Below are 22,348 nucleotides of genomic sequence, written 5' to 3' on the forward strand. Positions count from 1 at the left end.
GGAAAATTGTTCGTGAGTCATTTTTTATTGTGGGTGCCTTTGGTGTTGTGGCTGTTTCCGTTCGCCGCCTATTGGGAATACGGGCCAGGCCGACAGTTGTATGTGCTATTGGCCATCTTGATCCCGATTTTGACGCTGATCACTTACGTCATGGTGCGCTATCACCTGGAATATCGTGAAGCGTATCAAGACAACACGGCACTATTGAATCGGCTGACCAAAGAGGGAAGCAAGGTTCAGGCTACGGTGGTGGAGGTAAGCCAAAGCAACGCTTACATCAATGAAATGCCAGTGCTCAAAATTACGATTCAGTACTTTTTTGAAAGCGTGTCCTACCAAAAAACCATTCCTAAAGTGGTGTCTTACGACAATTTGCATTTGATCACTGAGGGCAGCACTCGATGGGTGTGGATTGATAGGCAGAACCCTCGCCTTGTTGTAATGCCCTGATATGTCCATCAAAGTGATCAAGCCGTTACGGCTGTCTCTGCTGTATCGGCCCTATCGTTGGCATGCTGAAAACCATTTATGTATAGCGGCGATGGCACTGGTCGATTTGTCCACGGATCAACCCAAAGTGTTATCGGACATTGAGCTATGGCGTGATTGCGTGCCGCAAATGGATTGTGAAGGCGTGCTGGATTTGGTACTGCCCAAAACCGTGCCTGAGTATTTGATCGCGGCCAGTGCCTACACCGCGCACCAGAACGACAAAACAAAAGTTGCAGTAAAGGCACGCGTTGCCGAGCTGGAAAAAACGTTAATCGTTTTTGGTGAACGGCGCTGGTTAGATGAGCGAACGATCTCCGAGCCGGAAGCCTTTGAGCAAAAAGCGATTTCGTGGAGCACGACATTTGGTGGGCCGAAGTATTCGCTTAACCCGTTGGGTAAGGGGATGGAGGCCCACAAACAGGAAAATGGTCTGGTTTATGAGCCATTGCCCAATGTGGAAGGCTTAGAGCAGCGTGTGATACGTCGCGGACAAGGTGGTGAGGCCGTAAGTTTTGGCCCCTTAAATGTGTTGTGGCCACAACGATATCAACACGTGGGTACGTATACCGAGGAATGGAAAAAGCATGAGTTTCCTGGCTTCTTTCCTGACCTGAACCCGCTCATGTTTAATGCGGCTGCGCCAGATCAGCATTGGGCGACACGTGATCAAGTGCCGCTGGGTGAGTCCTTTGCCTTTTGGAATATGCATCCTCGTTTACCGTGTTGGGAAGGCCGTTTACCCAACTGGAACGTGAGATGTTTTGCTGAGGTGCAGGACGCCGGGCAATCGCACGTTAAAGAAGTGGCTATGCGAGCCACGACAGTGTGGTTTCTTCCGGATCAAGAGCGTGCTGTGCTGATTTACCATGGCTCTTTAGCGGTTTCTGAACATGACGCCAGCGACGTTCGTAAATTGATGCCTGCGCTAGAGGAAGCAGCGATGCCGCCTTTAGCACTCTCGCATTATCAAGAAATTATGCGCAAGCGAGCGGACCCACAACAGGGCGGACTTTATGTGGATGCGGACGATCAGCTTGTACCACTGGCCTTACACGGGCCGCTTAGCCTCGACATGCCGGATGTGTTTCGTCATGCGGTGTGGGTGAAGATGCGTAACCGGCTGCAGCAATTGCAGGCGGAAATGGCCGCCGAGTTAGCAAAGGAGGGGCACAACCCCGACGAGTATTTTTTAGAGATGGTGGGGCCCCCTCGTCGGCATGATGAGATGGATTTAACGGATTCAGCGTGGCAGCCCAAAAGTATTGAAGAAGAACAACAGGCCATGCTCATGCAGATGGATGAAGATCATTTGGCTGAGGTAGAGCAATCCTCGTTGTCGACAGAAGAAAAGCAGAGATGGATGGACCAGCGGCCAAGTCGCTTTTTAAACGAGGCGCTACAGTCGGAGCAGACGGGCGAAAAAGGTCCGCCTGTGAGTATATTGGCGCAATTGCAAAGTGCTCAAGCCTTGCAACAGGGCTTGAAGAAAGGGCAGGTCGATGTGGAGGCCTTAGACCGCATCAACCCTGATTGGGCCTTTGATGCGACGCACCGTGAGCGGGTCGCGCAAAGTCAGCTACCTGAGGGTGAAATCGAGCCTGAGTTGGGCGATACCTTTGCGTTAATGGATGATCCTGCCTTCTTGTTGCAGATGGAGCGCTTGGACGCTTTGCAACGCCAGATGTACTTACTTTCTGTGCAAACGCAGTCGCCCGTAGAGCGCCTGAGCGACGAACAAAGTGACGGCCTACGCCAGCAGTTATTAGCACGACATGCCAATCAAGAAAGCCTGCAAGAGCTGGATTTAACCGGTGCGATTTTGTCTGGTTTGCCTATGGCCCATGCCGATTTTTCAGGGGCGTGGCTGGAAGGGGCCGACTTGCGTGATGCGGTGTTTGAGCACTGTGTGTTTGATTCGGCGGTACTAGCAAGAACCCAATTACAAGGCGCTCGTTTTGTAGAGTGTGTGTTTGAGGGGGCCAACTTATCGTTTGCAGCGCTGCAAAACACGACGTTTAGGCAATGCCGTTTCAAGCAAACGGTCTTTGAAGACGTACAGCTACGTCAAACCGTGTTTGCCGACTGTGATTTTAGCGAGATGTCGTTGGCTAAGCTCGAACTAGACGCATGCGTTTGGGAAGGTGGGCAATTTAACCTAAGCATGTTTGACGAGCTAAACATCACAGATTGCACCTTCACGTCCACCCGTTTCGACAAGGTGTCGTTTCAAAACACACAGATTCAGGGTTCACGCTTTGTGGAAACATGGTTTCAAGGTTGTGGCTTTTTTATTTCCGAGTTTGAGCAAGTGTTGTTTGATGAGGCTGTTTTAAAGAACTGCGCCATCCATTATCAAAGTCGAACCACTGACGTGGTGTTTAACAAGGCCGATCTTAGCCAGTGTTTTTTTCGAGAGATGGATTTGGGGTCGGTGGATTTTGGAGGCAGCCGCATACAAATGTGTGACTTTTCGCTTTGCTCGATGGTGGGTACGGTCATGACGCAAGTGGATGCGGAAAAAGCCAATTTTTCGGGGGCGATTTTGCACCAAGCCGATTTTCGTCAGGCTCATTTAATTGACGCCGACTTCACCGGCGCTGATCTACGCTTTACCAATCTTAAGCAGGCCAATTTGTTCAGAGCGAACTTGGCACTAGCGCATCTTGATGACAGCACAGTGCTGCATGAGGCGTATGTCAACGAGGCGAATGCCTACCCGCTGCGCAACCCGCGGGATGTCGTCAATGGATAAGGAAGCCGTACTAGCCTTAGCCCACGTGGGTGAAGTGATTAGCGATGTGACCTTACGCGATTTGGACTTCAGTGACTGTGATGTGTCGGCGACCACTTTTGAGCATGTGAGCTTCATTCAATGCGTGTTCCGTCGTAGTCAGATGCAAGACAGCACATTTATTCATTGCCAGTTTGAAGACGTACTGTTTGAGAACTGCACGTTGCAGGGCAGCATTTGGCAAGACTGTGTACTTGAGCAAAATGTACGCTTTATCTCGTGCGAGCTGGTGAATACGATGATGCAGGCGGGTTCGGCGCGAACGGCGCTGTACGAGCATTGCAATTTGCAACATGTGAGTATTAAGGATACGGCTCTGGATCATGCCCGCTTCGAGGGAGGGCAATACACGCATGCGGTGATGTACAAATCGAGCCTAATGGGTACGCAATTCGTGTCGGTGCTATTAGACCAATTTACCTTTTATCAGGTGGACTTGCGCGGTTGGCGCTGGGACGAGCTGCGTCTAGAAAAAGTCGTGTTCATGGAGTGTGAGCTAAGCGGACTTGATTTCAGCCATGTCGTGTTACCGATGTGTCAGTTTTTAGATTGTGTGATGCAAGGCTGTGTGTTTGATCATGCCGACATTAGCCAGTCCAGTTTTAAGGGGTGCGTGCTTGATGAGGCCTCGTTTGACCAGACGCAAGCCACGTATGCCTTGTTTCCTGAGACTCGCTTGGCGGGAGCAAGTTTTAGAAATGCTCAGCTTGGCAACAGCCTTTGGGTGGACAGTGCGGCAACTAGCGCTAACTGGCATCAGGCCCATTTGACGCAGGCGGTATTTCATCGCGCTGATTTGCGAGAGGCCGTGTTTAGCCAATGTCGCTTGGATGCAGCTGATTTTTCGTATGCCCTGTTGCTGGGTGCTGATTTCTCTGGTGCAAGCATGGCACGCACCCAGTTGCATGCGGCCGTGACGGATGACCCCTTACTAAAGAAACGGCCGCAAGTATTAGCCAATGATCCCGCTCTTTATGAGGCTGAGCTGTGGACTCAGCAATACCGTTAATAAAGGAACACCATGTTCAGTAATACACAGATGATGGGCCTTGATTTGGGCTTCCCCGATGTGTGCTTAACGCCACCCGCGATGACGCCTATTCCGTACCCAGATATCGCCTTAGGTCCTACTGCCATTCCGGTCTGCTTCAATATTTTGCATTGCTTTGCACCGGTGCACAATTTGATGACCATTACCCCCATCACGAACGGTGACAATGCCGGTTTGGCATTAGGGGTGATTTCACGTCGTGTGATGGGGCCTTCTTCGCCGCGTACCGGTGCTTTTACGTGCTTGAGCCGTTATGCCCCCACGACTCGGCTTACATCGATCAACACGCAGAACGGTATTAATACGATTGGTATGCGTATTGTTCCCAGTCAGCCCAAGGTATTGGTGCTGGCTCCTTAACTTATCGCTGTCATGCAGCACCTTACGAGTCAGATATGTCAGAGTTGAATCGCGCGGCGTTGTTCGCAAAACTGAATCCGGTTAGTTATCAGGCCTTAGAGGCTGCAACGGCATTTTGTAAGTTACGTGGCCATGCTTACGTAGAGCTGGTGCATTGGGTGCATCATTTATTGCACAGCGAACAGAGCGATTGGCCGTTGCTGGCGCGGCATTTTCAACTGGACGAAGAACGATTAGCCAAAGACATCGTGGTGGCTTTAGATCGCTTACCCCGAGGGGCGAGCGCGATTTCTGATTTGTCTGGCCACATTGATATGTTGGTAGAAAGTGCATGGGTTTATGCCTCGTTAAAACAGCACTCGACCCAAATACGAAGTGGGCATCTCTTGATTGCTGTGTTGAACCATCCCACTTTGGCGCAGGTGCTCTATGGCGTTTCAGCACAGTTTAAGCGCGTCGTGATCGCGGATCTGGATAAGGCGCTAGCAGAAATAAGCCAGAACTCGCTAGAACACCTCCAACATCAGGATGACCACGCTCAGCCTGAAGCCTTGAGTCAGCGAGAGGGGACAGCCTTATCGGAATATGCTGTCAACCTCAGTGCAAAGGCCCGAGCAGGTGCCTTAGATCCGGTGTTGGGTCGCGATGCTGAAATTCGCCAGATGATCGATGTGTTACTACGCCGCCGCCAGAACAACCCCTTACTGACCGGAGAGGCAGGGGTGGGTAAGACGGCTGTGGTCGAAGGCTTAGCCCAGCGACTGGCGCAAGGCGAAGTACCCCCCGCTTTGCAGAATATCGAGTTATATCAACTTGATATCGCCTTGTTGCAAGCCGGGGCCAGCATGAAAGGGGAGTTCGAGAAGCGTTTGGTTCAACTGATTAATGACGTACAAGGTAGCGCGACTCCCATTATTTTGTTTGTGGATGAAATTCACACCCTCATTGGCGCCGGTGGGGCAGAAGGGACAGGGGACGCAGCGAATTTGTTGAAGCCGGCGTTAGCACGCGGTCAATTACGCACGATTGGTGCCACCACCTGGGCAGAATATAAAAAACACATTGAAAAAGATCCGGCGCTGACAAGACGATTCCAAGTGGTTCAGGTCGACGAGCCCAGTGCTGAAAAAGCGCACATTATGTTGCGTGGGGTTGCCGAAAAACTGGCGGGTCATCATCAGGTGTTAATTCTTGATGAGGCCATACGCAGCGCCGTACAGTTATCGCAGCGTTATATTCCTGCTCGGCAATTGCCGGATAAAGCCGTGGCATTGCTCGATACCGCTTGTGCTCGTGTCGCTGTCAGTCAACATAGTCAGCCCGCCGAGCTAGAGCAAGCCCATCGTCTGTGTGAACAGCTTGAAGTCGAGTTGAGTTTGGCCCAGCAAGAATGGCAGGTTGGTATTGGCACTCAGGATCATCTTAATGAGTTGGCGCAACGCTTAGCGGCAGCGCAGGATCAGGTTACCTATTGGCAGCAACGGTGGGAGACTGAGCGCGACATGGTGCAGAGCATTGTGCACCTGCAACAGCAATTGCGTGGCGTTATTAATGAAAATGAGGACGAAATTGCAGCGGAGTCGCAATGGGAGATTTGGCAGAGCCAGCTACTGGCTAAGCAAGAACAGCTCGCGTTGTTACAAGCTCAACACCCGTTGGTCTTTGCTGTGGTGGATTCGACAGCGATCGCGGCGGTGGTGGCCGATTGGACTGGTATTCCTATCGGTAAAATGGTGAAAGACGAGTTGGACCATGTGCTGAAGTTAGCTGCTCATCTAGGCCAACGGGTGATCGGGCAAGATCATGCGTTGGAGCAAATTGCACAGCGTATTCAAAGTGCGAGAGCGAGGGTGCTAGACCCAGATAAGCCGGTAGGCGTGTTCTTGCTTTGCGGACCCAGCGGCGTGGGTAAAACGGAAACTGCTCTGGCGTTGGCAGACAGCTTGTATGGTGGCCAACATAACGTTATCACCATTAACATGAGCGAGTTTCAGGAAGCACACACCGTATCTGGTTTAAAAGGCGCTCCTCCGGGTTACGTGGGTTACGGTGAAGGGGGGCGTCTTACCGAGGCGGTGCGACGTAAGCCCTACAGTGTGGTCTTACTTGATGAAATTGAAAAAGCGCATCCGGATGTGCATGAGCTGTTTTTTCAAGTATTCGATAAAGGCTGGATGGAGGATGGGGAAGGGCGTCGAGTCGATTTCAAAAATACCGTCATTCTTCTGACCTCTAATGTGGGTACGGATGTCATTGCGAAACGATGCGCCCAACCTACCCCTGCGGATGTTGAGGAATTGTCCACGCTCTTGCGTCCTGCGTTGCTGTCCGTTTTCCCTCCCGCCTTACTGGGGCGCATGGCGGTCATACCTTATTTCCCCTTAAGTGATGAGGGGTTGACCCGCATAGCGCGCTTACAGTGGCAGCGCTTAGCGCAACGAGTGCGCCTGCACTACGAGACTGAATTGCTCATGGATGATGCGGCGTTAGCTCTTTTGTTGTCACGTTGCGCTCATGAGGAGTCGGGTGGACGTATGATTGAAGCGATGTTGAATCAGCATGTGTTGCCATCGCTTAGTCACTACCTGCTCACGGCATCGCTACAAGAAAACATCGCTCCTACCATCGAGTTAGGAGCGCAAGAGCATGCCTTTGTGTGGCGTTACTTCAATAACGATAGCAACTGATCATCGTCAGTCGCTGCTTTGGAGCGTAACTGCTCCAAGGGGTCGGCTGGGTTTCGGTTGATGTGATCGGTCATCGAAAAAGGGTGCGTTAGGTTGGCTGGGTCAGCGCCAACCGGCACTGTGCCGGGCCCATTCAGCAATTCTGCAAAGGGGTCTTCGGACGGTGTCGGAGTGACGCCTACGGTAGACGTCAAAGACGATGGGTGGTATTCGTGGCTATCGACGGTATCGCTCTGAAGCGGCGGGGCTGAAGTCTCTTGCGCGGGCTCCAGCGCTGCGACGACCGTCGTAGGAACCACTGCAACAGCTTGCGGCACCTGCGCTGGCTCGTGGGCCTCTTGTTGCCAATTTACGATTAAATTTCCCATTTTCAAGCTTTGGCTGATATCCCAGTTTACCGGTCGACCTAAGGGCAACGGGCGTTCGTTTAGCAATACCGATGCCTGCAGGCTTAGGTTAATCACCTCTATGCCTTGCCCTGATACGCGCACGGCTAATTGAAAGGCGGCGATAAGCTCGGCTGTGGGCTCCAATTTTATGGTGCAAAGAGCATGGGTTCCGATCAGCAGTCCAGACGGGCTTAAGTCATACGTTTTAGGGGCGTGATTCGTATCGTAAATATGTAGGGTACGACTCATGATTACTCCTGTTTGATCCAGATGCGCGTAGAGCGGACTTTGCGGCTTTCATCAGCAAAAATGGGGCCCCACTGCGGGTGAGAGTGCTCGGCGGCAGTCAACTGATATCCAGGGTTGGTCTCAAGAAGTTGGCGGAAGCTGGCTCGGCAGGGCTGAGTGTCGCCCAATGAGCAATGGCTAAAGGCTTGATACTTAAGCGCGTCACTTCGGAAGAGCACACCATCGCTTTCTGTTAACGGGTCGTCATCTAAGGATGCCAGCAGGTTCTTGTATTCACCGTTCACGTATTGTTGCTCGATGAGTTCAAGGCGAGCTTGTTCTTCATCGCTATAACCGCCGAGCTGCTTGGCGTGCTCTGTCGGAGGAACAGAGGAGCACGCAGCTAAAACGAGTAAAACGCCAAGCAGTGCAAAACGCTGGATAGGTAAAGATTTAAGGGTAAATGTAAGAGTTTTTTTAGACATGAGGCTGTAATAAACCTTATCAATAATGGCTGCAGTGCATGGGAAATTAGCCTATTGCCACATACGTAATGAGAGCATCCTACAAGACTCGAATGACAATAATGTGTAAAGCCTTTGTATTGAAAAGCGGTGGTAACGGTGAATAGCAGACGACAATTTATGACGTGGTCCGCCAGTCTGGCGGCGGTGTTTTTGTCGGGTTGCGCCGCTACGGCAAATAAGATTGCTGTGCCTTATGCCATTCATTTTCATGGCAGCAGTGATCAGAACCCCAATGCACAAAATCAGGCTGCTCCCATACAAATCATGGTGTTTCAGTTAAAGGCTAAAGATAAGTTTGAAGCGGCTGATTATTTCGGTCTGCAGCAACAAGCTGATGCCCTGCTAGGGGATCAATTGCTATCACAAGATGCCCTGATGCTATTGCCCGAAGCAGAGCAAAACATCGAAGCGGCAGGCCATGTGGAGGCTCGCTACGTAGGAATTGTGGCCGGCTTTCGTGAGTTAAACCAAAGCCAATGGCGTCTGGTGGTGCCGCTGCCTGAGGCCAAAAGTACGAATGTTTATAAGTTCTGGCAGTTCTCTCCAAGCCGCTCGCGATTACACATCGCCGTTGGTAAGAGTGATCTGCGCGTTATGCCCAATTAATCGTTTCACGTATTCACTTACATGATCTCTCCTAAAATTATTTGGACCGAGGGCATGTTCCTTCGTCCTCAACATTTTCAATATTTTGAACAAAACCTGAGCTCTCAAGCGCAATTGCGGCAAAAGGCGGCGAACACCCACTTCTGGGGTTTTCAGGATTTGGACTTGGATCAAAGTGCGTTGGCTTTGGGTCAATTGCAGCTTCATCAAGCAAGTGGCGTGCTACCGGATGGCACGGTATTTGCGATGACGGCGGCGCAGGCGCCTAAACCGTTGATGGTGCCTACGGGAACCTACGAGCAAAAAGTGTACTTGGCGCTGCCGCGCTTACGGTCCGAGGGCAGCGAGGTGGAGTTTTCGTCAACTGCACACAGCGCGGCTCGTTATGGCGTGATCGAGAACGAGTTGAGCGATCGTTGTGATCAAAACAATGCCCCAGCATTGGTTCAGCAAGGAGTGCCTCGTTGGCAGTTGCTGTTAGAGAGTCAAGTGGATGGCGATTGGGTGGTCTTACCCATCGCAAGGATCAGCGAGAAAAAAGCAGAAATGGGCGTGGTGTTGGACACCGCTTATATCCCGCCAGTATTGCATTATCAACTAGCACAACCTCTGCATGCATACGTGAATGAAGTGTATGGGCTGTTAACGGCACGCAGTGAGTTGTTGGCGCAGCGCATGCGACAGATCGGTCGTCTGATGACAGGGGACATGGCAGAGCTCATGTCGTTACAAGCGTTAAATGCGTATCGTAATCGCGTATGGGGGGTACTGCAGTTAGCGCGACAACATCCCGAACAACTCTATTTGTTGATGCTTGAAGTATTGGGCGCGGTTAGTACCCATACCCGAGCTGAAAAACAGCCGGATACCTGGCCCCTTTATGTGCACGATGATTTGCAGCAAAGCTTTAAACCGCTGGTAGAGCAACTGCGTTTGGCATTGAATACCCTTCTGGAGCAGGTCGCGATACGAATCGAGCTGCAAGATCGAGGTCAGGGGCTTCGCTTAGGACACATACCCGATTCGCAGCTGCTGCAGCATGCGCAAATTGTACTGGCCGTGCGAGCGGATATTCCGGAAGAACAGTTACGCCAGCATTTTCCAGCACAGGTAAAACTAGGGCCTATCAATCGAATTCACGATCTGGTTCATCTGCAATTGCCAGGCGTGGTGCTACGTAGTTTGAGTCATGTCCCGCGCGAGCTGCCGTTGCATACTGGTTATGTGTATTTTGCGTTAGAGCAGCACGGCGACATGTGGCGACAGTTACAGCAACAAGCCAGCCTAGCGCTGCATTTGGCTGGCGAGTTTCCGGGGTTAGAACTTGAATGCTGGGCCATTAAGAAAGGGCTTGATGAGCGATGAGCCTGCCTACGAAAAGCGCGCTGCTTGAGGCCGCTAACCCTTTGCTCAGTATTATTCCCAAAATTCGATCTAGCCAAAGCCATCCTAATCCCAGACAGTTACGCCTGCGACTGATTGATGAGATTCGACAGTTTGAGTTGCGAGCTCAACAGGCCGGTATCAGCAATGAAACCATATTGGGCGCCCGCTATTGTCTTTGCACCGCCTTGGATGAAGCAGCGGCGTTAACGCCATGGGGAGGAGGGGGCGCATGGTCAGCCAATAGTTTGCTTGTCACCTTTCATAACGAAGCGTGGGGCGGCGAGAAGTTTTTTCAACTATTGGCCAGACTGAGCCAAAACCCGGCCGTTTATCGAGATCTCTTGTTGCTGCTCTATTATTGTTTAGCGCTGGGTTTTGAGGGTCGTTATCGCGTAACCGATAATGGCCAGTCGCAATTGCAAACCATTAAACAGCGCGTGCTTCACAGCATCCGCAGTGCCAGTGCGACGTATCCGCCCCCCTTATCGGCTCAATGGCAAGATAAGCCGGTGCAGCGTCAATTAAAACGGTTACCTATACCACTTTGGGCCGTTGCAAGCCTTGCTGCAGCCATTGCGCTGGCGTTTTATCTCAGCCTTAGTTGGTCGTTGGGCGCGCGGTCTGATGCGTTGTTTAAGGGTATCGTCGCGGTGTCTACCCCGACGGTGGACGTGCGCTTAGCCGAGGAGACAGCCTCAACGGCGCCCTCTCGTGTTCATCTTGCGCAGTTTTTAGCAGCAGAAATCAACGAAAACTTATTAACCGTGCGTGATGAGGCTGACCGCAGTGTCATCGTGCTACGGGGCGATGGCTTGTTTGAGTCTGGCTCTGACAGTGTGCACGGCGAGTCGTTGCCTGTGTTAAGCCGCGTGGCGGATGCTCTTAATGCGACAGAGGGAGCCATTCTGGTTACCGGCTATAGCGACAATATACCGATTAAAACCGTACGTTTTCCGTCTAATTGGGAGCTTTCCCAAGCGCGGGCTGATGCGGTGAAAAACTTGTTGGATCAGCGTTTACACAACAAAGCGCGGGTACGAGCCGAGGGTAAGGGCGAGGCCAACCCCATTGCGCCGAACGACAGCCCCGCTAATCGGGCAAGAAATCGACGGGTAGAAATCATGTTGTTGGTAGCGCCGGTAGCAGGAGAACAGCAATGATCATTAGTCGGTTGATGTCTATGTTGATGAGTCGCACGCTGTGGGGCTTGCTGGGCTTGTTAGCACTGTGCTATTTGATCTGGGTCGCTGGGGCGGCGATTGCTATTAACCAGTGGTATCCCTTAGAAAGTCGCACAGTGCGGCTTGTGGTTATCGGCTTGATTTTGGGTCTCTACCTTCTTCGTATCCTGTGGCGCAAATGGCGTGAAGGTCGGCTCAATGCGCAATTGTTGAAACAATTGCGCCGTCCTAGTCGTAAAGAGAAAGGCACATCCACCCATAAACAGCAAGACAACGTCGAAATACAAGCCCTTAACGATCGCTTTGATGAGGCTGTGACCTTATTGAAAACGGCACGCTTTAGTCAGAAGCAGGGTGAGCCAGCGTGGATGGGTAAGTTTTCAAGGCAGTATCTGTACCAGATGCCTTGGTATATGTTTATTGGTGCGCCCGGCTCTGGAAAGACCACGGCTTTGGTGAATGCCGGACTGACGTTTCCTTTGGCGGATACCTTTGGTAAGACAGCCTTAAAAGGGGTTGGGGGCACGCGCAATTGTGACTGGTGGTTCACCGACGAAGCCGTATTGCTTGATACCGCTGGGCGTTACACCACCCATGAAAGTGATCCGGTCAGTGATGAGCAAGAGTGGCAAGGGTTCTTACAGCTACTGAGTCGTTATCGTGGCCGTCAGCCCATCAATGGTGTCATCTTGACGGTAAGTTTGTCGGACTTGCTCAGTGCTAACGACACCGATAGAGCGCAGCATGCGGCGGTGCTACGTCAGCGGCTGAACGAGCTGCAAAAACAATTGGGCATTCACTTTCCCGTCTATGTGCTTGTAACAAAGATGGATTTATTAAGTGGTTTTGAAGCGTACTTTAGCCAGTTTGATCGGAACGAGTTAGAGCAGGTCTGGGGCTTTAGCTTCTCTTATGAGCAAAGCCAAAGCAGTGATTTCGACTTTTTGACCCAATATCGTCAAGCGTTTCAATTGCTGCACCAGCGATTGGAAGCGGGGCTTGCCGATGAGCTAGAACGACAACCCGATGCTGCACAGCGAGCGCAGGCTTTTTTGTTACCTCAACAGTTTGCGGCCTTGCAAGACCTGTTGGGGTACTTCCTTAGCGACGTCTTCGCTAGTTCACGTTTCGACGCGTACCCACCGCCTCGGGGTGTGTATTTCAGCAGTGGTACACAAGGCGGCATGGCGTTTGATCCCGTTAGTGCACAACTCGGCGAGGCCTTAGAACTGACGCCAAGCACAGAGGCAACCCCAAAAGACAGCACAAAAGGGAAAAGCTATTTTCTGTATCAGTTGCTTAAAGACGTGGTCTTTAAAGAAGCGGGTTTGGCTGGGCTAAACATGAAATGGGAGCGTCACTATCGACGTTTGCAGTGGTTAGCGTACGGCACTTGCACTTTGCTGTTGGTATTGATGTTGGCGTGGTGGTGGATCAGCTTTCAGAACAACAGCCGTTACGTGCAGGATGTTGAGCAAAAGGTACCTGTGTTAAATGACATTGCCGAGGCCACGGTGATCACGCAGGCGGCAGACGTATTGGCATTAATGCCGTTTTTGGATGCCAATTGGGAGTTGGCAGCAGGCGAAGGCTTTTATCCACCGGAAAGCCCATGGTCCTACACCGCAGGCTTATATCAGGGCAATAAAGTTCAAGCGGCTAGCCAGAGTATTTACCGTTCGGTTTTAGAAACGCAGCTACTGCCTCAGGTGGCCCGCCTGATCGAACAAAGCGTAGAACAAGCGCCCGCGTACGATTTAGAGCAGCGTTATGAAGCATTACGCGCCTACTTGATGCTGTATGACTCGGCTCGCTACGACGCCACCTTTTTAAAAGGTTGGGTGTTACGCCAATTGCAGCCCGTTTTGCCCGCAGACTATACCCGTAATCAGTATCAGCGCTTGGGCATGCATCTGGATAATCTGTTGATGGCTCAGGTTTGGCACTCGCCTTTTGCGAAGAATGAAGCGTTGGTGAAAACAGTGCGTGACGAGTTAGACCAGTATGGCTTAGCCGAGCGAGCGTACAGCCGAATGTTGCGTTTGCATGCTAATGGCGGACCCGAAGACAGCAGCTTGATATCGCTGGCGGGGGCGGAAGCCACTATGGTGTTCGAACGCAGCAGCCTTAGAGCGTTAAATGAAGGCGTGCCCAGTTTGTTCTCGTATGACGGTTATTGGAATGTTTTCTCAAAACGCGTTGATGCGGTAACGGAGCAACTTTATAACGATGACGCATGGATCTTAGCCATTAGTCAGAATCAACCGCCTCGCGCTACCGTGATCACCGATGTGCAGCGTCTTTACTTCGCCGACTATGTAAAACGATGGGACGCTTTTCTAGGGGACGTGCGTTTGCGTAGCCCTAATAGTTTGATTGATGCTATCGAGCTGGCACGAAGCGTGTCAGCGACAAATTCTCCCTTAGGTCGTTTTATTAAGAATGTTGCTTTCGAAACCACGCTATTGCGTGAGGACGAGAAGCACCAGCGTTCTATTCTGGATCGGGCACGAGAGCGGGTTAATAGCTCCACACAAAGTTTAGAGCAAATGTTCGGGCCCCTTAATGTTGATGGAGCGGTGCGCACGGACTCTACCCCTGAGCGCCTAGAGCAGATGGTGGACCGTCACTTTGTGAAGTATCACGAGCTTGCTAACGCGGTGAACGCGAGTACACCTGCGCCCATCGAAGGCACCATCGCGCTGTTAAATGAGCTTTATACCTACCTGACAGCAGCAGATTCCGCACTGCGAAGCCAGAGCCCGCTGCCTCAGTCAGAAGTGCTTAGTAAGCTACAAGCGGAATCAGGTCGTATGCCAGATGCCGTCGGCGATATGTTGGAGCAACTGGCGTCTCAGTCGGCTGCTGCCGTAAGTACGGTACGGCAACAGCAAGTGGGTGAAGGGGTGAATGCAACGTTGGGGAATTACTGCCGACGCACGATCGCAGGACGTTATCCCTTTGCACAAAGTGACAGGGATGTGGCCCCTAATGATTTTGCTCGCTTTTTTGGCCCTCAGCAAATGATGGAACAGTTCTTCAATCAAGAGCTTGCTGGCTTAGTGGATCGTTCGGGAACGCGCATGCGATTTAAGCCGGGAATTGATGGGCGTGAGGCGGAGGCAACGCGTTACTTACATTCGTTTGAACAAGCTGGCGCCATACGTGATGTGTTCTTTGCTGCGGGCAGCTTGGAGCCTTCGTTCAGGGTGGCTGTGCGAGTGGTGGACATGGACACCCGTATTAATCGCCTCAGTGTCGATGTGGATGGCCAAGTCTTGCACTATGCCCATGGCCCTCAAGTCGCCACCACTGTTCGCTGGCCGGGCGAACGAGGTAGCAATCAGGTGGTATTGGGGCTGATGCCACAACAAGGGGTTTCAGGAGTGAGTGCGGCCGGACCGTGGGCGCTACATCGTTTGATCGATAAGGCCAGCAATGTGCGTCGCGGTGCCTCGCCCGAAATCACCTTGGCGACGTTCAATTTGGACGGTCGGTCTTTCACGTTAGAGTTTAGAGCCTATTCAGCCTCAAGCCCGTTCAATCTGGCGGCGATCAAGGGCTTTACTTGTCCAGGGAAGGGGTAAGGGCCATGGGTGGTTTGACGATTGATCAATGCTATGAGCGTTTAGGCTGGTACGGAAAGCTTTCTGCCGCAGGGGATTTTGTTCATCGTCGCATTGATGGTGAGCTTATCAATTTTTGGTATCAGTGGATTAATCAAAGCCTGCAGCAACAGAAACAGGCGTTACGGCACGAAAATGCAAGCCGATATTTGCAGGCCCCCATTTGGAACTTTGTGTTGCCCACCACATTAAGTCCCGATAAAAACACGCTGCAAATTGGGTGTTTGGCCCCAAGCCAAGATCGAGTCGGACGCCTGTTCCCCTTGCTGGTGACACTCGTGGTTGGCGCCGAGCAATACCATCCGCAGTTAATTGATGGTTCAGCCCGCTTTTTGCAAACCATGGGGAAAATGCTACGCGTGGCCACGCAGCAGGGCTGCTCTGTACCGCAATTTGATGCAGCGCTGATTGATGCCACGCCATGTATCACACCGATGATTCAGGTGGCAGCCCCCGTGCAGCAGGGCGATGATGCCATTCTTTCTATTCTCAATTTTGGTCACGAGACGCCGCCCATTGCGCACATTGAAGAAGAGCGCTTGGCGTGGCCTGAGTTGTCGAAATGCTTTCACCCCCATTCACAGAACAGTTACTGGTGGACCAATCAGGCCACCGGTGCAGCGCACCGAGCCTTGGTGCATGGCGGGGGCCTAACCCCACTGTTATTTGGCCGTCTATTTCTGGAACACGCTTAACACTATGCAACCCCATTACATTGTTCAAGACGCAGAGCCGCACTGGCTGCCCTTATCCGAGTCGGACGTGGGGAAAAAGCCGATTACTGAAGCGCAGTTATTACAGCTTGCCTCTGAGCTGGGTAACAGTTTGGTTCAACACCAAGCACAACAGGCGTTGTATGGCCAATGGGATAAGCAGAATATTTATGTGCATGAAGGCCATTGCTACTTGATCGATAGAACGCCGTCCGAACCGTCTTTTCTAACGGCGTTTGAGCAACTTGCCAATGATCCCAGTTGGCCCGTGGGCGGCGCCGTCGATGTGTATGGCTTAGGGATGCTTCTACGATATCTCTTAACCAAGGAGACGCTTCCTTTGGCTAGCGCGCGTTGGTTAGAGGATTTAACACCGCTAACAGGAGGAGGCATAGAGCACATACGGCCCCGTTTATTACGGGCCATTGATTTGGCGACAGAGCTGACACCCACTCTGCGTTTAAGCAGTGTGCAAGAACTACTGCTCTATATGGACATATCGCTAGAAGAAACCCAAGCGCACGTACCGGCGGTAGTGGCGACCAACGTGCAAATAGAAAGCGCAACGGAAGCAGATAGTTTGCCTTCGGCGCCTGTAGCGACCACGCGTTCAGAGCCTCTGCGCGCGTCACGGCAAACCCCTTGGCTGTACGCCTTGTGCGCGGGCCTTTGTTTGGTTGTCGTCGTCTTGCTTTATAGCCTGTGGAGTAATGATGAAAAGCCTACAGCCGCGGCTGAAGTCACGCTTGACGACACAACTGAAGGTGAGGAACGGAATGCCTTAGCTTTGGTGGCAGAGCCTGTAGAGCCGCACGTTATGGCTAATGCTGAAAGGCCAGACGAGGATCACTGGGGTGACGACCAGAGGGATGAGCCAAGTGTGATGTCGTCAGTGTTAGACCCTGTTGAAAACGACGAACCAAACACGTTTTCGGCCGAAGCCGAAGAGACGATTGAGACGGGTTCAATCGACAACACCCTGCACGTTGAAAACGAAATGTCACCGCTCGTAGAGGCCCCCGAGGAACCCGCAGAGACTGTGCAAGCCGTGCCGACAGCTCCTCGCTCGGCGTCGGAGCCGTCGGCCAACGAAGCCAGGGCAACGGTGGAGGTGCAATTAGCGATTTTTCCGTGGGGCGACGTGTACGTCAACAATCAACGACGTGGTGCTAGCCCTCCGCTAAAAACGTTGTCGCTGCGCCCAGGCACCTACCAGATCCAAGTGCGTAACGGTAATTTGCCCCCGTACACCACCAGTCTGGAGGTTACCGAAGAGAGCGAGTTAACAATCAGACATAGATTTTAATGCTTAGAGAACACTATGAATCTGACTTAAAAATGTCAGCTTTCAGCAATCGAACTTTCATCTTAGGTCCATAGAATTCTGCCTATGACAAACGACGACAACGATCTGTTATTAGCCAAATGGGCAGCGCAACAAGGCGGGTTGAATCTGGAGTACGACGCCCGTTTCCTGGCCCTGCAACAAGCGGCGACAGAGAAACCTGAACAGCAGTTTGGTAACACCATTATCGAGGCAGAAACCCCTGAGTGGTCGCAGGTGCTTAAGCAAGCGGATGATTTGCTGCAAGACACCGCTGATTTGAGGGTGTTGCTGCTCCATACGTGGGCTCAAGTCGAGCGCCATGGCTTGCGAGCCTATGCCGAAGGGTTAGCGTTGTTACTGCGCGTCTTTAACGAGTTGTGGGATGAGGTGCATCCGCGCTTGAACGAAGATGGCGAGCATGATCCTTTTCCGCGAATGAACAGCTTAGGGGCTTTTGTGGACATGCAGGGCTTGTTTAAAGCCGTTAGAGCCAGTGCATTACTCACGGATCAGCATGGTTTTCTGAGCCTTCGTGATGCTGAAAGTGTGCTGGAAGGCAGCCGACCTGAGTTGTTTGCAGGAGGGCGCTTACGTTTGCACGAGTTATTGAAGCAAGCGCGCCAAGACCCTGAGTCGCCGATGTCGATGTTGTGCTTAATAGAGCAACGCCTAGAGGCGATACGCGATGTGGTGCAAGACCAGTTGAGTGCGGAGTGGACCCCCGATTTTTCAGTGGCGTTGCTTTGCGTTAATGGCATCACGCAGCTCGTGAGCCGTAGCGAGACGCTTGCTGAACCGTCGGCGGGGTCGTCTGAACCGGATCACATCGTTGAGGAGCCCAGTTTGCGCGTAAGTGCACAAACGCCTGCGGCGATACGTTGGGAGGATGTGACGCTACAAAGTCGAGATGAAGCCATGCAGATGTTAGAGAAAGTATGCAGCTATTTTGAGATACACGAGCCCAGCCACCCCGCCCCTTTTTTACTTAAACGCGTGCAGCAAACCATTCCGATGCGTTTCCCCGATATTCTGCAAAATTTGATTCCATCGGGGGCAGATCAATTCGAGATGTGGATGCCCAAAGGGGAGTGATAAGCATGACAGCCATAGGCAAGTCGGCTTTGGTCAACAACAAGTCAGGAGAAAGTGATGAGCAGTAGTGGACAGAAGTTTATCGCACGTAATCGTGCGCCACGGGTACAAATCGAGTACGACGTTGAGGTGTACGGCGCTGAACGTACGGTGCAATTACCGTTTGTGATGGCGGTGATGGCTGACTTAGCGGGTAAATCGACAGTTGAACAGCCTGCCGTCGCCGAGCGTGACTTTATGGAAGTGGATGTGGATAACTTCGATGAGCGCGTAAAGGCCGTCGCTCCACGAGTGGCTTTTCAAGTTCCTAACACCTTAAGTGGTGAGGGTAACCTCAACGTGGATTTGCAGTTTGAAAGCATGGATGATTTTGATCCGGCTCGTATTGCCGAAAAAATCGAACCCTTAAAAGCCTTGCTTGAAGCGCGTACCCAACTGGCCAACTTGCTGACTTATATGGACGGTAAGACCGGAGCAGAAGCGCTCATCCAGAAGGTGCTTGAAAACCCAGCACTATTAAACAGTTTAGTCGCTCAAGCCCATACCGGTGCAGAGAGCGTAATCGGTGAGACAGACACGGATGTCGCACCTGAGCAAGGATAAGGCATGCTGACTACCCAACACACTGAATCGCAACGCCAAACGCACGTCGCCAGTGACGAGCTAAGCCAGTTGCTGCAAAAAGAGTTTAGGCCTAAGACGGAACAAGCAAAAAGTGCGGTGGAAACGGCCGTACAAACGCTAGCAGAACAGGCCTTAAGCCAGACGGTGCAGCAGTCTGATGATGCGTATGTCACCATTCAAGCCATTATTGCGGAAATTGACCGTAAGCTGACGGATCAAATTAACGAAGTGCTGCATCACGATGACTTCCAGAAAATGGAAGGGGCATGGCGAGGCTTGCATTATTTGGTGCGAAACACTGAGACGGATGAACAGTTAAAGATTCGGGTAATGTGCCTGAGTAAAAATGAGTTAGGTCGTACGCTAAAGCGGTATAAGGGCGTAGCCTGGGATCAGAGCCCCATCTTTAAACACGTGTACGAGACGGAGTACGGTCAGTTTGGCGGTGAGCCTATTGGGTGCATCGTGGGTGATTATCACTTTGATCACAGCCCCCCCGATGTTGAGCTGCTCGGAGAAATGGCGCGCATCAGTGCTGCCGCACATTGCCCTTTTATTGCCGGTGCGGACCCTGCTGTTATGCAGATGCAAAGCTGGCAAGAACTTTCGAACCCACGCGATTTAAGCAAAATTTTTACCAATACCGAGTACGCCGCATGGCGAAGCCTTCGGGAATCTGAAGACGCACGCTACATCGGTTTGGCGATGCCTCGATTCTTGGCTCGCTTACCGTATGGGGCGCGTACCAACCCCGTTGATGAGTTCGATTTTGAAGAAGACACCGATGGGGCTGACCACAGCCGTTATGCCTGGGCCAATTCAGCCTATGCCATGGCGGTAAACGTGAATCGTTCGTTTAAAGAATATGGCTGGTGCACATCCATCCGTGGCGTAGAGTCAGGTGGAGCGGTTGTGAATTTACCCACTCATACCTTTCCTACGGATGACGGCGGGGTGGACATGAAGTGCCCCACTGAAATAGCGATCAGTGATAGACGAGAAGCCGAATTGGCTAAGAATGGCTTTATGCCGCTGGTGCACCGAAAAAACTCAGACTTTGCAGCGTTCATTGGGGCGCAGTCTTTACAGAAGCCTGCGGAATACCACGACCCCGATGCGACGGCGAATGCCCGCTTAGCCGCACGTCTACCGTACTTGTTCGCATGTTGTCGTTTCGCCCACTACTTGAAATGCATTGTTCGTGACAAGGTTGGCTCTTTTCAAGAGCGCGATGACATGGAGCGCTGGTTAAACGACTGGATCATGAATTACGTGGACGGAGACCCCGTCAACTCCTCGCAAGAAACGAAAGCGCGTAAGCCATTGGCTGCGGCTGAAGTGCAGGTGCAGGAGATCGAAGATAACCCGGGCTATTACGCAGCACGCTTTTTTCTGCGCCCGCACTATCAGCTTGAAGGCTTAACAGTGTCGTTACGCCTGGTCTCTAAGCTGCCCTCGTTGAAGCAGAACGAGGCATAGGTTCGATGCTTGTTTGATGCACACCCGCGTAACCAATTTTTGGAAACGGGCTGTTCTCTTTTAACTGTACTTATATGCGATAGGGAGAAGTACTGTGGCAGTAGATATGTTCATGAAAATTGAAGGCGCCAATGGCGAATCTAAAGACGCAAACCATAAAGACTGGACCAACATTCAGTCCTTTGCATGGGGAGCCACCCAGCCCGGCTCGATGTCCTCGGGCGGAGGCGGTGGTACAGGTAAAGCCAGCTTCAATGATTTGCATGTGGTCGCGCTGATCGATCGCGCCACGCCAGCGGTGTTGCAGCATTGTGCGACCGGTAAGCATTTAGGCAAAGTGGAAGTGTCAGTGTGCAAGGCAGGTGGTGAGCAGGTGGAATACACCCGCATCACCTTAGATGATGTACTCGTTACTTCCGTGCAATATCGCGGTGTGCAAGAGGGCGATGCCGTTGAAGTCAGTTATGCCTTCCAAGCGGCCAAAGTGAAGCAGCAGTACTGGGAGCAAACTGATAAAGGCGGTAAAGGGCCTGAGTCGGTGGTGGGCTACGACATTAAGCAAAACAAATTAAGCGCTTAAGCCGTTGACCGCATGATGCAGTGCGTTAGCCACCGGTGTGGTAACGCACTGCATCTGGTTTGCATTGTTAAGGTGGGCAAGCTTGAGTATGTATAAGAATGCAAGGGACCGCTTACAGCCTGCGTTGTTGGATCGCTTGCGTGACGACCGCCCCGAGCAAAAAATGGAAGTGCAGCAGCAGTGGGTGCTTAGCTTTGAGCAGTTAAAAAAAGCAGTACTACGTGATCTGGCGTGGCTGTTAAATACGATCAGTCTGTCGGCTCATGAAGATTTACACGCCTTCCCCCATATACGAAATAGCACATTGAATTTTGGGATCTCTGCCCTAGCGGGCAAACGACTGTCCGAAATTGAGTGGACGGAGGTAGAGCTTGCGGTGCATGAAGCCATCGTGCAGTTCGAACCGCGTATTCTTCCAGAAACGCTGATGGTGCAGTGTCTGAGTAACGCACTCGATTTACAGCAACATAATGTGATTGCCTTGTTGATTAAGGGGCAGTTGTGGGCGAATCCCTATCCGCGCGAGTTACTGGTGCGAACCGAGATCGATTTGGAAAGCGGGCAGATTGCGTTAGAAGAAATAAACGAAGAGGAGTTCCAATGACTTTATTATCGCACCAGCACTACCCTGCGTACGACCCCGTGCAGTTAATGGGGATTGTGGAGGCGGTAGACGAACCGTTTTACACCGTTTTGTGTGACGGGAAGGCATGGCGTTGTCGACGTGCAGCCAGTTGTTTGTTACGCCCCGAGCTGGGGGATAGCGTCTTGATTAGCGGGCCTGATCCCGAGCGTGTGTTCTTATTGGCTGTGATTGATCAAGCCCAGCCCGAGCAGTCCACCATACGTGTGGACGGCGCACTGCGCATCGTCAGCAGCGAGCTTGATCTCACAACAAAACGTGGGGTATGGCGAGTTGAACAGCTGCAGTTTTATGGCGCTAAGCTTGCCGCCCAAATTGGTGTGACGCGTTTTGTGGGAAAAGCCTACGAAGCGGTGTTGGATCGCATTCGCTCAATGAGTCGCCATTCGGTAAGGATCACGTCTGAAGTGGATAAAACTCGTGCCGGCACGGTCGATGTACAGGCCGAGCATGCCGCCCGTGTGCATGCGAAGTTCACGACGGTGACGGCCGGAGAGCTCGTTAAAGTCGACGGTAAGCAAATCCATATGGGTTAACACCCTTTCCCCCGCGTGCGGGCAGGATAC

19 protein-coding genes are annotated in these 22,348 nt (G+C 52.0%); 17 read left to right on the forward strand and 2 right to left on the reverse strand.

Annotation, left to right across the window (positions count from 1 at the left end; genetic code table 11):
* Positions 1–12: 12 nt before the first annotated feature.
* From AC2UZI_RS02690 to tssH, 5 genes are read left to right on the forward strand one after another with little or no spacing between them, the layout of a single operon-like run.
* On the forward strand, positions 13–450 hold the full coding sequence (locus tag AC2UZI_RS02690) for a hypothetical protein (protein ID WP_486942286.1): 438 nt from the start codon (positions 13–15) through the stop codon (positions 448–450).
* Between the two features lies 1 nt (position 451).
* Positions 452–3,244 (forward strand): DUF2169 family type VI secretion system accessory protein, encoded by a 2,793-nt coding sequence (locus AC2UZI_RS02695; protein ID WP_486942287.1) that lies wholly within the window; start codon positions 452–454, stop codon positions 3,242–3,244.
* Positions 3,201–4,292 carry a pentapeptide repeat-containing protein gene (locus AC2UZI_RS02700; protein ID WP_486942288.1) on the forward strand — a complete coding sequence of 364 codons (1,092 nt, stop codon included), beginning with the start codon at positions 3,201–3,203 and terminating at the stop codon, positions 4,290–4,292. Before AC2UZI_RS02695 ends, AC2UZI_RS02700 begins: the two co-directional genes overlap by 44 nt.
* Before the next feature lie 12 nt (positions 4,293–4,304).
* Positions 4,305–4,694: a DUF4150 domain-containing protein gene (locus AC2UZI_RS02705; RefSeq protein WP_486942289.1), complete on the forward strand. Its 390-nt coding sequence runs from the start codon at positions 4,305–4,307 to the stop codon at positions 4,692–4,694.
* 35 nt (positions 4,695–4,729) lie between these two features.
* The gene (gene tssH, locus AC2UZI_RS02710) at positions 4,730–7,381 is read left to right on the forward strand and encodes a type VI secretion system ATPase TssH (RefSeq protein ID WP_486942290.1); all 2,652 of its coding nucleotides are present in this window, start codon (positions 4,730–4,732) and stop codon (positions 7,379–7,381) included.
* On the opposite strand, the gene AC2UZI_RS02715 is transcribed toward tssH, so the two are convergent.
* The gene (locus tag AC2UZI_RS02715) at positions 7,357–8,019 is read right to left on the reverse strand and encodes an FHA domain-containing protein (RefSeq protein WP_486942291.1); all 663 of its coding nucleotides are present in this window, start codon (positions 8,017–8,019) and stop codon (positions 7,357–7,359) included. The two genes, tssH and AC2UZI_RS02715, sit on opposite strands and share 25 nt — an antisense overlap.
* A 2-nt stretch (positions 8,020–8,021) precedes the next feature.
* Complete coding sequence (locus tag AC2UZI_RS02720; protein WP_486942292.1) at positions 8,022–8,483, reverse strand: TssQ family T6SS-associated lipoprotein; 462 nt, start codon at positions 8,481–8,483, stop codon at positions 8,022–8,024.
* A 159-nt stretch (positions 8,484–8,642) separates the two neighbouring features.
* Here AC2UZI_RS02720 and tssJ point away from each other — a divergent pair, with 159 nt between their 5' ends.
* The 12 genes from tssJ to AC2UZI_RS02780 all read left to right on the forward strand — a co-directional run bounded on the left by tssJ (position 8,643) and on the right by AC2UZI_RS02780 (position 22,318).
* Positions 8,643–9,131 (forward strand): type VI secretion system lipoprotein TssJ, encoded by a 489-nt coding sequence (tssJ, locus tag AC2UZI_RS02725; RefSeq protein ID WP_486942293.1) that lies wholly within the window; start codon positions 8,643–8,645, stop codon positions 9,129–9,131.
* A 21-nt stretch (positions 9,132–9,152) separates the two neighbouring features.
* Positions 9,153–10,496 (forward strand): type VI secretion system baseplate subunit TssK, encoded by a 1,344-nt coding sequence (gene tssK / locus AC2UZI_RS02730; RefSeq protein ID WP_486942294.1) that lies wholly within the window; start codon positions 9,153–9,155, stop codon positions 10,494–10,496.
* The gene (locus AC2UZI_RS02735) at positions 10,493–11,677 is read left to right on the forward strand and encodes a DotU family type VI secretion system protein (protein WP_486942295.1); all 1,185 of its coding nucleotides are present in this window, start codon (positions 10,493–10,495) and stop codon (positions 11,675–11,677) included. The genes tssK and AC2UZI_RS02735 overlap by 4 nt, the downstream gene beginning before the upstream one ends.
* Positions 11,674–15,285 carry a type VI secretion system membrane subunit TssM gene (gene tssM / locus AC2UZI_RS02740; protein WP_486942296.1) on the forward strand — a complete coding sequence of 1,204 codons (3,612 nt, stop codon included), beginning with the start codon at positions 11,674–11,676 and terminating at the stop codon, positions 15,283–15,285. The genes AC2UZI_RS02735 and tssM overlap by 4 nt, the downstream gene beginning before the upstream one ends.
* Before the next feature lie 5 nt (positions 15,286–15,290).
* Complete coding sequence (tagF, locus tag AC2UZI_RS02745; protein ID WP_486942297.1) at positions 15,291–16,019, forward strand: type VI secretion system-associated protein TagF; 729 nt, start codon at positions 15,291–15,293, stop codon at positions 16,017–16,019.
* Between the two features lie 4 nt (positions 16,020–16,023).
* Positions 16,024–17,343, forward strand: coding sequence for a serine/threonine-protein kinase (locus AC2UZI_RS02750; RefSeq protein ID WP_486942298.1), 1,320 nt, complete (start codon positions 16,024–16,026; stop codon positions 17,341–17,343).
* An 84-nt stretch (positions 17,344–17,427) separates the two neighbouring features.
* Positions 17,428–18,456 (forward strand): type VI secretion system protein TssA, encoded by a 1,029-nt coding sequence (gene tssA, locus AC2UZI_RS02755; RefSeq protein ID WP_486942299.1) that lies wholly within the window; start codon positions 17,428–17,430, stop codon positions 18,454–18,456.
* Between the two features lie 57 nt (positions 18,457–18,513).
* Positions 18,514–19,059, forward strand: a complete 546-nt coding sequence (gene tssB / locus AC2UZI_RS02760) for a type VI secretion system contractile sheath small subunit (protein WP_486942300.1) — start codon at positions 18,514–18,516, stop codon at positions 19,057–19,059.
* A gap of 3 nt (positions 19,060–19,062) precedes the next feature.
* Positions 19,063–20,559, forward strand: coding sequence for a type VI secretion system contractile sheath large subunit (gene tssC / locus AC2UZI_RS02765; RefSeq protein WP_486942301.1), 1,497 nt, complete (start codon positions 19,063–19,065; stop codon positions 20,557–20,559).
* Positions 20,560–20,653: 94 nt separating this feature from the next.
* Positions 20,654–21,139, forward strand: a complete 486-nt coding sequence (locus AC2UZI_RS02770) for an Hcp family type VI secretion system effector (protein ID WP_486942302.1) — start codon at positions 20,654–20,656, stop codon at positions 21,137–21,139.
* A gap of 88 nt (positions 21,140–21,227) precedes the next feature.
* Complete coding sequence (gene tssE / locus AC2UZI_RS02775; RefSeq protein ID WP_486943698.1) at positions 21,228–21,743, forward strand: type VI secretion system baseplate subunit TssE; 516 nt, start codon at positions 21,228–21,230, stop codon at positions 21,741–21,743.
* On the forward strand, positions 21,740–22,318 hold the full coding sequence (locus AC2UZI_RS02780; RefSeq protein WP_486942303.1) for a DUF3540 domain-containing protein: 579 nt from the start codon (positions 21,740–21,742) through the stop codon (positions 22,316–22,318). Before tssE ends, AC2UZI_RS02780 begins: the two co-directional genes overlap by 4 nt.
* Positions 22,319–22,348: the final 30 nt, after the last annotated feature.

This window comes from Paenalcaligenes sp. DL 463 (assembly GCF_057475185.1).